10 protein-coding genes are annotated in these 12,546 nt (G+C 32.8%); 4 read left to right on the forward strand and 6 right to left on the reverse strand.

The window, feature by feature from the left end; all coding sequences use genetic code 11:
* Positions 1–360: 360 nt before the first annotated feature.
* The gene (locus LCI24_RS08395; RefSeq protein WP_274639973.1) at positions 361–1,086 is read left to right on the forward strand and encodes a (S)-benzoin forming benzil reductase; all 726 of its coding nucleotides are present in this window, start codon (positions 361–363) and stop codon (positions 1,084–1,086) included.
* Between the two features lie 123 nt (positions 1,087–1,209).
* Positions 1,210–2,607, forward strand: a complete 1,398-nt coding sequence (locus tag LCI24_RS08400) for a gluzincin family metallopeptidase (protein WP_274639974.1) — start codon at positions 1,210–1,212, stop codon at positions 2,605–2,607.
* A 100-nt stretch (positions 2,608–2,707) separates the two neighbouring features.
* Here the strand turns inward: LCI24_RS08400 and priA are convergent, their stop codons facing one another.
* Entirely contained in the window at positions 2,708–5,149 is a 2,442-nt protein-coding gene (priA, locus tag LCI24_RS08405) for a replication restart helicase PriA (RefSeq protein ID WP_476691252.1), read from the reverse strand.
* A gap of 73 nt (positions 5,150–5,222) precedes the next feature.
* Here priA and LCI24_RS08410 point away from each other — a divergent pair, with 73 nt between their 5' ends.
* Positions 5,223–6,074, forward strand: coding sequence for an alpha/beta fold hydrolase (locus tag LCI24_RS08410; protein WP_274639975.1), 852 nt, complete (start codon positions 5,223–5,225; stop codon positions 6,072–6,074).
* Positions 6,075–6,077: 3 nt separating this feature from the next.
* Here the strand turns inward: LCI24_RS08410 and LCI24_RS08415 are convergent, their stop codons facing one another.
* The 3 genes from LCI24_RS08415 to LCI24_RS08425 all read right to left on the reverse strand — a co-directional run bounded on the left by LCI24_RS08415 (position 6,078) and on the right by LCI24_RS08425 (position 8,572).
* Positions 6,078–6,299 carry a VF530 family protein gene (locus tag LCI24_RS08415; RefSeq protein ID WP_274639976.1) on the reverse strand — a complete coding sequence of 74 codons (222 nt, stop codon included), beginning with the start codon at positions 6,297–6,299 and terminating at the stop codon, positions 6,078–6,080.
* Positions 6,300–6,317: 18 nt separating this feature from the next.
* Complete coding sequence (locus LCI24_RS08420; RefSeq protein WP_274639977.1) at positions 6,318–6,863, reverse strand: TlpA family protein disulfide reductase; 546 nt, start codon at positions 6,861–6,863, stop codon at positions 6,318–6,320.
* A gap of 77 nt (positions 6,864–6,940) precedes the next feature.
* Positions 6,941–8,572, reverse strand: a complete 1,632-nt coding sequence (locus LCI24_RS08425) for an aminopeptidase P family protein (RefSeq protein ID WP_274639978.1) — start codon at positions 8,570–8,572, stop codon at positions 6,941–6,943.
* Between the two features lie 260 nt (positions 8,573–8,832).
* On the opposite strand from LCI24_RS08425, the gene gcvT reads away from it, so the two are divergent.
* On the forward strand, positions 8,833–9,915 hold the full coding sequence (gene gcvT / locus LCI24_RS08430; protein ID WP_274639979.1) for a glycine cleavage system aminomethyltransferase GcvT: 1,083 nt from the start codon (positions 8,833–8,835) through the stop codon (positions 9,913–9,915).
* Between the two features lie 256 nt (positions 9,916–10,171).
* Here the strand turns inward: gcvT and LCI24_RS08435 are convergent, their stop codons facing one another.
* Both LCI24_RS08435 and LCI24_RS08440 read right to left on the reverse strand, forming a co-directional pair.
* On the reverse strand, positions 10,172–11,278 hold the full coding sequence (locus LCI24_RS08435; protein WP_274639980.1) for an efflux RND transporter periplasmic adaptor subunit: 1,107 nt from the start codon (positions 11,276–11,278) through the stop codon (positions 10,172–10,174).
* Positions 11,279–11,300: 22 nt separating this feature from the next.
* Positions 11,301–12,545: an ABC transporter permease gene (locus LCI24_RS08440; RefSeq protein ID WP_274639981.1), complete on the reverse strand. Its 1,245-nt coding sequence runs from the start codon at positions 12,543–12,545 to the stop codon at positions 11,301–11,303.
* Position 12,546: the final 1 nt, after the last annotated feature.

A 12,546-nucleotide genomic window follows, 5' to 3' on the forward strand; every position in this document is an offset into this window, starting at 1 on the left:
GAACTTTCCTCAACGCAACGAAACCATCAGCGAGCGTCGCTGAGCTTTCCTCAACACAACGAAACCATCAGCGAGCTTCGCTGAACTTTCCTCAACACAACGAAACCATCAGCGAGCTTCGCTGAGCTTTCCTCAACGCAACGAAACCATCAGCGAGCGCCGCTGAGCTTTCCTCAACACAACGTAACCGTCATTGCGAGTGATAACGAAACAATCTTTGTATCCACTAAAAGATAGCAACGTCGTTCATTTCGACTACGCTCAATGATCTCCTCGCTATGACGTTACTCGTCATTTCGACCGAAGGGAGAAATCTCACAATTTAGAGTACAACTTCCAATATTTCCTTATTTTTACTCTATGGATATAATCATCATCACCGGAGGAAGTAAAGGAATCGGTAAAGCCTTAGCCGAAAAATACGCACAAGAAAACTACAGAGTATACTCACTATCCAGAAGCATTGTCGATTTGGAAAATGTGGTGCAGCTTTCTGTGGATTTATCTGATACCAAAGCCACACACAACACGTTTAAAATGTTATTAGATGAAATTCAGAAATTGGAAGTTTCATCGATTACCTTGGTCAATAATGCCGGAAGACTCGGTACCATAGCGAACTTAGAAAATATTCCTTCGGAAGATATTGCACAAAGTATTCAACTCAATACCACTACTCCACTGATTTTATCCAGTTTGTTTATTGAAGCTACGCAACACCTTAGTTGCAAAAAACAGATTATTAGTATTTCTTCGGGTGCAGCCGTAAAACCATATGAAGGTTGGAGTATTTACTGTACGTCTAAAGCTGCGATTGACATGATGACCAAAACTATTGCTGCGGAACAAAACGAGCTTGAACATGGTGTAAAGTGTAATGCTATTTACCCTGGTGTGGTAGATACCAACATGCAAACTGATATTAGAAGTACCGATGAAAAAGATTTTAAAAACGTACAACGTTTTATCGATTTAAAAGAAAACAACCAGCTTTACACTCCTGAGTACGTTGCTGAAACCATTTTTACCATAGACACCCAAAACAAACTACAAAATGGGGATATTGTGGATATTCGGAATTTTTGAAAAATAATTTAACTAAATTCTACTGCCTTTCGCTAACGTTGAATATAAATCATTAAAACGGATTCATATTCTTAAGCGACTTATTGCAGTTTTAAAACAAACTTCCTAAAAATAAATTCTTATATGAAAAAAATCTTTTTAGTACTGACTATCATTTTATCATCAATTCAACTTCAAGCACAGGAGAAAGCCCCGATGATTACAGGAAAAGTAAACATTTCAATAAAAGAGGGAACATTTGAATGTGATTTAACTTTAAGTGATATTCCTCATTTAAAAGATTATTTTATCAGACTTAATTCAGGAATGAATGTACTTCACTTTAGAAGTAAAGGACCTAATGACTTTTTGATTTATGCAAACAAATCCTGGTCAGACTCAACTTCTACAGGAGAGTCTTTAGCGTATTATTTTGCTGGTAATGACGGGAAATTTCTACCCAAATCTTTACAAATAAAATATGTTGGTAAATTTCCGGTAGTGAATGACACCATTGAAAATTACAGCAGAAAAGATTGGAAGGGAAATATTGCTTTTAATAATAATTCTTTAAGAACTGACGGAGTTCAATCGGCTTGGTACCCTGTTCTTTATGATATAGAAAAAGATAAAGCTTTTGAAAAAGTGAAATATGACATTGAAATTGTTTGTGAGGACTGCAATACAATTTATGTAAACGGAAGTTTACCTGTTAAAAAGCAGTCGGCTCATTTTAAAAGTGAAATTCCACAAGAGTTAACACTTTTCTGTGGTAATTACGAATATTCCAATATTGATGAAACTTATATTTTGAATTCCGATTTTACTAACGAACAAATAAACGAATTTAGTTCTGTTATCAACGATTACAAGAAATTTTATGAATCCAAACTCAATATTACTTATGAGCTAGCAACGGTTTTTGTAAATACTACACCAATGTCAATAAAAGACAGCTGGATGTTTGTATCATATCCAACAATTATGAGCATTGGTTGGCAAAATGGATTAGAGAAGGTGATAGAACCAGAATATCAAAATTTTTACCGTCCATTTATCGCTCACGAATTAGGTCATTTTTATTTCGGTACATATAAAGTATTTAATTCCGAACTCGGGGATATGATGAGTGAAGGTTTTGCAGAATATTTAGCTTTACAGTTAACTAAAAATAATATAGGAAAAGATGTTTATGAAGAAATGATAAATAAAAAGATTGAAAATTTACAACAATTTAAAAAAGAAGCTATCCCTTTCAGCAAAATAAAATCTCAATCAGAGTATTTAAACAGGCAGTTATACGTTTATAATTATGCACCGCTTATTTTTCTTGCTATCGAAAAAGAAATTGGAGAGAAAAAAATGTGGCAATGGTTAAATACTATTTTAAAAACTAAAACCACCTATACAAATTATGATTTTTTAACTACCACACTAAAATCAACAATTAATAACGACCAACTATATAAAAATATTAAATATTTGTATTTTGAAAGTGAGCAATCAATTGATAATGCCGAAAATAAAATTGTGAAAAAATAAAAACTGCCACTAACAAGGTTTTGCAAAATAGCAAGGTTTCGTCTAAATTGAAACTTTCGGCTTCGTAATCTGCAAAAGCCCCGAGACGTTAGCGAAACTTTTAATACGCATCCACATCAATAATAAAGCGAATAGGTCTAAAATCTTTGACTGCTTCAAAGGTGTTTTTAATTTTTTGTAGCTGCTCTTTGGTTTTTCCTAAAGATTGTTTGGGCGGAATTTTAATTACTAAATTCTTAATATACTGGTTTCTAATACGAGAAACCGCAGGTGCTGTAGGTCCTAATACATTTTCATGAAACACATTTTGTAACGCTTTTGCTAACCAGTTAATACCATTATCTACACGCGTGTAATCTTTGTGTTTTAAGGTAATTTTTATCAAGCGATAGTATGGCGGATAATGAAACTGCCAACGATCTTGCAACTGTTCTTTATACATTTCTGTATAATTATTGGTAGATACTTGCTGTAAAATTTGATGATATGGGTTGTAGGTTTGTATCGCCACATTTCCTTGTTTTTTAGTACGTCCTGCCCTACCCGATACTTGTACCATCAATTGAAAAGCACGCTCATGAGCTCTAAAATCAGGAAAGTTGAGCATAGAGTCCGCATTTAAGATTCCTACCAACGATACATTTTCAAAATCCAATCCTTTAGATAGCATTTGCGTTCCTACCAAAATATCAATTTCTTGCGCTTCAAAAGCCCCAATAATCTTTTGATACCCATATTTTCCTCGGGTGGTATCCAAGTCCATTCGTCCAATATTATAATTCGGAAATAGCTCTTTTAACTCGAGTTCTATTTGCTCCGTTCCGAAACCTTTGGTGTCTAAGGTAGCACTTCCACAAGCACCACAGCTATTCGGCATTGCACGTTGGTAATGACAGTAATGACATTTTAACTCCTTACGGAATTTATGATAGGTTAAACTCACATCACAATTCGGACATTGAGGGGAAACACCACAAGTAGTACACTCTACAACAGGCGAAAATCCACGTCGGTTTTGAAATAAAATAACCTGTTCTTTTTCCTCCAACGCTTCCGTAATCATTTTTAATAAGCGATCAGAAAAATGACCATTCATTTCCTTTTTTCGATGCTTTTCTTTAATGTCTATCAACTCAATTTTAGGCAATTGAATGTTTCCGAAACGACGCGTTAATTCTATAAATCCGTATTTGTTTTGCTCTGCGTTGAAATAACTCTCTATTGATGGTGTTGCAGAGCCTAACAATACTTTTGCTTGGTGTAAATGACCTAATACTACCGACGCATCACGCGCATTGTAACGTGGTGACGGTTCAAATTGCTTGTACGACGTTTCGTGCTCTTCATCCACTACAATCAACCCTAAGTTTGAAAATGGTAAAAACAACGAAGAACGCGCTCCTAAAATAACCTGTGCTTTCGGTTTATTTTCTAACACGTTATTCCATACCTCTACTCGTTCGTTCATCGAGTATTTTGAATGGAATACTGAAATAAAGTTTCCAAAATAGTTTTGTAAACGGGTAATAATTTGAGTTGTTAATGCAATTTCTGGTAATAAAAACAGTACTTGTTTTCCTTCAGCAATCACTTCTTTAATCAGTTTTACATAAATTTCTGTTTTACCAGACCCTGTAACCCCGTGTAATAAACTCACTTGTTGTGTTTCAAAAGAAGTTTTTATTTGATTGAAAGCTTCTTGCTGAAATTCATTCAACTCTTTTATCTGATTCGTTTCTCCTTGATAGTTAATTCGATCGGTTTGAATATGATAAAATTCAAAAATATCTTTCTCTACCAAGGCTTTTAAAACTGCGGAAGAAGCTCCCGACTGTTCTTCTAAATCTTTTGCTTTTATCGGCTTTTTAGCTGCTGCTAACTGAAAATACGTCAATACAGCTTCTCGTTGCTTTTTAGCTCTTGAAAGTTCCTCTAAAAGCGTTTGTAGACCTTCATTTGAGGCATAATTGTTATGTAATCGAACATACTTAACCAGTTTAGGCTTATATGTTTCGTAAATTTCTTCTTTAATGTAAACCGCATTCTTTTCTATCAATCCGTTAATGATAGGAAGTACGGTTTTCTTTCCTAAAATATCAGCAACTTGATGAATGGTTAACTGTGAATGATGTTGTAAGGCTTCAAAAATTAAAAACTCTTCATCGGTTAGTATTGCTTCTTCTTCAAAGTTTTCATTTTTATAGATGATGGTTTCACTTTCTAGCAAAAATGCTGACGGTAAGGCTGCTCTGTATACATCGCCTAACGAACACATATAATAGCTTGAAATCCATTGCCAATGTTTTAGTTGCTGTTCCGTTATAATAGGCGTATCATCTAATATTTGATGAATGTCTTTGGCTTCATATAATTCGGGTGCATTTTGGTGAATGTTAAACACCAATGCGGTATAAATTTTACTTTTTCCGAAGGAAACCGCTACACGCATTCCTTTTTTTAAAAAAGATGCTTCTGCTTCGGTTACCGTATAGGTAAACGTTTTTTGCAACGGAATGGGTAATATGACGTCGATGAAATGGATAAAGCTTTCTTTTTAAATTAAATCAAAACTACACAAAAATGAGTACATTGTAAACACCAAAGCTTCTATATTTATGACTTCACTAGAATGGAAAAATAAGGGTGAATTTTACACCATTAATAATCAGCAAGTTTTCGTTATTGATGAAGGAAATGCTGATGAAACTCTTGTGATACTCCACGGATATCCTACTTCTTCTTTTGATTATTATAAAGCGCTCCCTTTTTTATCAAAAAAATACAGAGTGATTATTTACGATCATTTAGGGTTTGGTTTTTCTGATAAACCTTTAAACTATTCGTATTCTTTAATTGAGCAGACTGATATAGCTTTACTTTTATGGAAAAAACTGGGTTTACATGAAGTTACGCTGCTAGCGCATGATTACGGTACTAGTATTGCCACCGAAATTATTGCTAGAAACAATATGAATCTGCTTCCTTTTTCTATTAAAGAATTGATTTTGTGCAATGGTAGCATGCATATTGAATTAGCCAAACTACGAACTATTCAAAAGTTACTAAAGAATAAAATTACAGGAAAATGGGTTGCTAAATTGGCGAATCAACCTGTTTTCAATAGGAATATTCGCAAAATTTATGTTGATGCTTCTAAGGTTTCTCAGGAAGAGTTAAACGAAATGTGGTTTCAGTTAAACTATAATAACGGTCGAAATGTTATTCATTTATTGAGCAATTATATTAATGAGCGATACTTTTTTTGGCATCGTTGGATTGGTGGATTGACACAAACACAAATTCCTACAAAAATAGTTTGGGCTACCCACGACCCTATTGCTGTAAAAGCTATTGGAGAGCAATTACACAAAGAAATTCCTAATAATGAATTACGATGGCTTGAAAACACAGGGCACTTCCCAATGTTAGAGAATGCTAAAGAATGGAGTGATTTGGTATTACGTTAATGTTTAATAACCTAACATTTCTAGATACAGCTTTTCTACTTTAGCTCTTGCCCAAGGCGTTGTTCTTAAAAACTTTAAACTAGATTTATAGGTTGGGTTCTTTTTAAAAGCGTTTATATTCAATATTTCTCCCATTTCCTCCCAACCATACTCTAAGTATAATTCTTCTAACATGGTGGCTAATTTTATTCCGTGAAGCGGATTATTTGGCTGTTCTTGACTCATGCTACAAAGGTAAATATTCTATTGTAGTAATTCGTCTAACAAAATTCTAATTTTATCACTATTCCAATCAGCAGCTCCTTTTTTGTCTACAACAATAGTTCCTTTTTTATCTATAATAAACGTCGCAGGAATTGAGTTGCTTACTAACTGTTCTGGTACTTTAGATAAAATATTATACGTTGGTAAGTCGTAGCCTTTATCTTTATAAAATGCTTTAATAGTCGTCCAATCTTCGTTACTTACAAATACAAACTCAACCTTATCTTTATAATCATTATATAGCTTTTGAATACTTGGCATTTCTGCTATACATGGCGGGCACCAAGTTGCCCAAAAATTTACAAAAACAACTTTGTTCTTGGTGTCGTTAAAATCTATATTCGTAGTATTTAACCCTTTTAAATTCCAGTCGTAATCGTTTAATACTTCTCTTTTTTCTTCTGTAATAGTAGAAGGTGAAAATGAAACCAACCTAATAAAATATACTTTGGTTGGCGGATATAGTAATAAGCCTATAATAACGACAAATACAATGTTTGAGATTGTTTTTCTATTGAATTTCATTTAGTTTCTTTTAGGTTAAAGGTTGTTATCTGTCGTTATGAATATTATTGTATTACAAATTGTATATGTTTTCTTTATCAATCTAAATTAGGCAGTAAAAAATCATTTAAAATGCTTTTTTTAGCCATCATTTTCTCAATATTTTCGACGGTTCTTGGAGCTTCTGCTGATAGGTTTACAGGTCCGTTTTTTGTGATTAAAATATCATCTTCAATTCTAACTGCAATTCCCCACCATTTCTTATCACAAGGGCTTCCTTCTGGAATATAAATACCAGGTTCTACGGTAATAACCATATTTTCTTTAAAAGCACCATATGTTCCTGGATCATGGACATCTAAGCCTATGTGATGAGAAGTACCATGTGGAAAATAGCTATGTTTTGCTGAAGGAGAACTAATAATACCCAAAGCTGCTAATCCTTCATTAATAATCTGTTTTGTTGCTTCTCCTGGCTTCCAAAATTGATTTCCAGGTTTACATACCTTGATTCCTGCGTCTTGTGCTTTTAAAACTAATTCGTAAATAGCTTTTTGTTCTGGAGAAAACTTACCGTTTGCTGGTATTGTTCTGGTTACGTCTGCTGTATACCCTCTGTATTCAGCTCCTAAATCCATTAAAACTAGCTCATTTCCAAGTTTTGTTTTGTTATTTTCAATGTAATGTAAAACACACCCATTATTTCCTGCACCAACTATAGATGGGTAACCTTCATACTCTGCTCCATATTTTTTATACACAAACTCATGAACTCCTTGAATTTCTGTTTCAGACATGTGTGGTTTCATAGCTTTCATCACTTCTACTTGTCCTATTGCCGAAATTCGTATCGCCTTAGTCAACAGTTTTAATTCTTCTGGTGTTTTCACTTCACGCATTTCAGCAAGCGCAGTAGATAAAAATTTAACATCTATATTAGACTCACTATTTTTTTGAAGTTTTATTTTTATTTTTTGTTTGAGTTCTCTTCTTAATCCATCATCTGTAGCACTTATATACTCTTTTATTATCGGGTCTTTTTTATACTCTGGATAATTCTCTAAGCTTTTAGATAGTTCTTTAGCCACTTCTTCTAACTTCGCATCTGGCACATTTGCTATAGCTTTATGAATATACCCTATATTTGGATCTTTAGCCTCCTCATTCTTATACCCAGACTGCTTTTTAAATGCTTTTACTAAATCGTAAATTTCTCCTTTATCTCTTTCTGAGTTTCTATAATCGTCATTAAGTTTTAATATGTTTACATTATCAAAACTTTTAAAATTAATAGCATCTGTAACAAATTCTTCTGATGTTTTTGCCATCGCAAACCCTAATTCTTTTTTTGCTCCTTCTACTCCTAAACGTTTTCCATTCCACATTTCAAATCGAGGGTCTTTTTTAGGTACATATAATATTTCATTATAACTATTCCCTTTAGCGTCTTTTTGATTTTCAGAAAATAGTACCAAAACCGCATTGGGTTCTCTAAACCCTGTTAAATAGTAAAAGTTAGGATCTTGATGAAATACATAATCTACATCATTCGCTCTGTTTCGAGTTGGGTTTGAAAAAACAACTGCTACGGCATTTTTAGGCATTTTTGATCGTAAAATTGCTCTTCGCTCTTTATGAAAATCAGCTGGTAAATAATCTGTTGGAACTTGTGCAGATACAACAACACATATATTTAGTAAGATAAGAGTAAATAATAGTTTTTTTAGCATCGTGATAAAATTTGTTACTCTCAAATTTAGTATTCTATGATAGAATAAGGAAAATATTAACAAACATTTAGGTAATATACTCTTATAATATTACACAGATTCGCCTGTATTGTTTGCTAATTTTTCAATACTTTAGCATCACTTTTTTAAAACAAACAATACACAATAATGAAACCTACATAAATAAAATATACCCTATAATTGGTTGTTTTATTCATAAAAGGTTACATGCGTTAATAAAAACAATAAAAAACAAACACATGAAAAATACAGCTTTATCACATGTACATGAAGCTTTAGGAGCTAAAATGGTTCCTTTTGCAGGTTATAACATGCCTGTACAATACGAAGGAGTAACTGCTGAACACGAAACTGTTAGAAAAGGAGTTGGTGTTTTTGATGTAAGTCATATGGGAGAGTTCTTTTTAAAAGGAGAAAATGCATTGGCTTTAATTCAAAAAATATCTTCTAACGACGCTTCTAAATTAGTTCCTGGAAAAGCACAATATAGCTGTATGCCTAATGCTGATGGAGGAATTGTAGATGATTTAATTATTTACATGATTGCTGAAAATGAGTATATGTTAGTAGTAAATGCTTCTAATATTGAAAAAGATTGGAACTGGATTTCTCAACACAACGATTTAAACGTTGAGATGGAGAATCGTTCTGAAGAATGGTCGTTATTAGCTATTCAAGGTCCAAAAGCTGCGGAAGCTATGCAATCGTTAACTTCAGTAGATTTATCTACTATTAAATTCTATACTTTTGAAATTACTGATTTTGCTGGAATTCCGAATATAGTAGTTTCTGCTACTGGATATACTGGTTCTGGTGGATTTGAAGTATATGTAAAGAATGAAGATGTTGAGCAACTTTGGAATAAAGTTTTTGAAGCTGGTAAAGACTGGGGAATTAAGCCTATTGGTTTAGCTGCTCGTGATACCTTACGTTTAGAGATGGGATATTGTTTATATGGTAACGATATTGATGATACTACTTCTCCTTTAGAAGCTGGCTTAGGATGGATTACTAAGTTTACGAAAGACTTTGTTAATGCTGAGGCTTTAAAAGCTCAAAAAGAAGCGGGTGTTACTCGTAAATTGGTTGCTTTTGAGTTGACTGAGCGTGGTGTTCCTCGTCATGATTATGAAATTGTTGATGCTGATGGAAACAACATTGGACGTGTTACCTCTGGTACTATGAGTCCGTCATTAGGAAAAGGAATTGGATTAGGATATGTTACTAAAGAAAACTCTAAAGTTGATAGTGATATTTTTATTCAAGTTCGTAAGAAACAAATTCCTGCTAAAGTAGTGAAGTTACCTTTTTATAAAAGTTAAAAATATATCTAAAAAAAAGCAGCTTTTTAAAAGCTGCTTTTTACCCCTTATTTAAATAATTTAATTTTCCCCAATAAATTAAATTAAGTACTCGTTTGTTTGAGCACTCCAAATATCTACAACAAAAAAGCCTTTTCCACCTTTACTTCCTTGAATGATACCTTTTTGGATATGAGTGTGTTATATTATACCTTAAAAGTAAAAAGCAGCTCTTAAAAGAACTGCTTTACAACTATTAATCAACTATTTAGATGTTTTAATCTTTCTTTTCATCATCTTTTGATGCTTTGTTCCAGATTTTAATTTCATCTTCAGTAGTTACACCTTCTAATACTTCAATGTTTACTCCGTCTGAAACTCCTAGTTTTAACTCACGCTTTTCAAATTCATCCTCTCCTTTCTTTACTTCTACATAAGGTTCTTCAGTTTTCTTATCAAAACGTAACAACGATTCTTTAATAGATAAAACACTGTCTTTTTTCTCTAAAACGATATCTGCATTGGCACTATAACCTGCCCTTACAAAATAGTTGTCATCAAGACTTACATCTGCTTTAATTTTAAACTGTACTGCTCCGTTTTCTTCAGTTCCTTTTGGTGCAATAAAGTTTAATATTGCAGGAAACTTTTTGTTTTCAATAGCTCCTAATGAAACTTCTATGTTTGATCCTTTTACTAATTTTCCTACTTCTGATTCATCAACTTGCCCTTCAAAAATCATTTTTTCCATATCAGCAATAGTAGCAATAGTTGTACCTTCATTAAAGTTATTTGATTGAATAACTTGGTATCCTTTTTTTACAGGAATTTCTACAACCATACCTGATGTTGTTGCTCTGATATTTGTGTTTGCTCCGGCAGAACCTACTGATCCTTTTTTAATGATTTGATAATCATTTTGAGCATTTGTCAAATCATTTTTTGCTTGATTGTATGATAATTGTGAGGCTTCAAACTCTTGACTAGAAATTACTCCTTTATCAAATAAACTTTTATTTCTATCGTATTGAGTTTTAGCATTATTTAATTGAATTTGTACTGAGTTTATTCTTCCTCTAGCACTTTGTAGCGATTGTTCGTTTGGTACAACTCTTACTGTAGCTAATAAATCTCCTGCTTTTACAATTGCTCCTTCTTCAACTACAATTTTGTCTATAATTCCTGCAATTTGAGGTTTTATTTCTACCTCTTCTAGAGGAACTACTTTCCCTGTAGCCACTGCCTTTTTTACAATTGTTGTTCTAAATGGTTTTTCTGTTTCATAGGTTACCACACTTTTTTGATTTTTCTTTCCTAACCAAATTAGGATGACTACAAATAATAGTGCTACTATTCCTAAGATAATTTTTGCTCTTTTGCTCATGATTAATTGATTATTTCTTTTTTTATTCTTCTCTTAATGCTTCGATTGGTTTTACTATTGTTGCCATATATGCTGGTATTAAACCTATTAAGGTTCCTAGAATTACTAGGATTGAAAAGGCCAGCATTACTATGGGTATATTTACGGTAGGATTTACAAGTGTTGGATCGTCTCCACTTCCTACTGTAAAGTCTAATAGGAATAAAACAAGTCCTCCAAAAATAATTCCTAACATTCCTGCTATTGTAGTTAAAAAAACAGATTCTAATATTATTTGTCTTTTAATGCTTATTGGAGTTGCCCCTAAAGCTCGTCTAATTCCAATTTCTTTAGTACGCTCTTTTACGGTAATTAGTAAGATATTACCAATAGCAAAAACTCCTGCTATTAAAGTTGCAATCCCAACAAACCATGTTAAAAATTGCATTCCTGTTAAAAAGCCCATTAGTTTATCTATTTGGTCTCCTAAATTTACACTACCAAATGCTCTGTTATCTTCTGGATGTACTTTGTGCAGATTTTTTAAGGTTAAAAGAATGTCTTTTTCCATCTGCTTAATATCTACTCCTTCATTAGCCGTAATCATCATCCAATCTACTTTATTTGAAGTGTTGTATACTTTTTGAAAGGTAGTAAATGGAATGTAGGCTGTATCTCCGTCAATATCTATAGTATTTGATGGTTTATAAACCCCTATAACCTTATAGTTTACATTACTAATTTTCACATACTGTCCAATTGGCATTTCTTTTTTATCAAACAGTTGTTTGTACATGTCTTCAGAAATAACACAAACTTTAGAGTTATTCTTTATATCATTTTGATTGAGAAATCTTCCGTAGATTAAATCTTTCTTTTGTACACGATCTAAAACTGGGTAATCTCCACTTACTTGAAAATCTCCAGATTTAAAATCTTTAACAACACTACCGTTGGTTTGATTTCTTGGTGCTAATAGCTTTATTTCTTTATTGTATTCTTTTTGAAGTACTTCAATATCTTTAAAGGTTAAATTAAACCTTCTTCCTTTTTGAAATCCTTTAAAAGGCATATCGGTCCTCTGCGTCCACATAAAAACACTATTGGTTGCAAAGTCTCCAAAAATTCTTTTAAAATTGTTTTCCATACCACGTGCAGCTCCTAATAAGACTACTAATATGAAAATTCCCCATAGTACACCTACAATGGTAATACCAGTTCTTAATTTATTTTTACGAATACTTCCGTAAATTTCTTGCCAAGTGTCTGAATCAAATAAAAACTTCATA

It is taken from the genome of Tenacibaculum larymnensis (assembly GCF_028829235.1).
GTDB lineage: Bacteria > Bacteroidota > Bacteroidia > Flavobacteriales > Flavobacteriaceae > Polaribacter > Polaribacter larymnensis.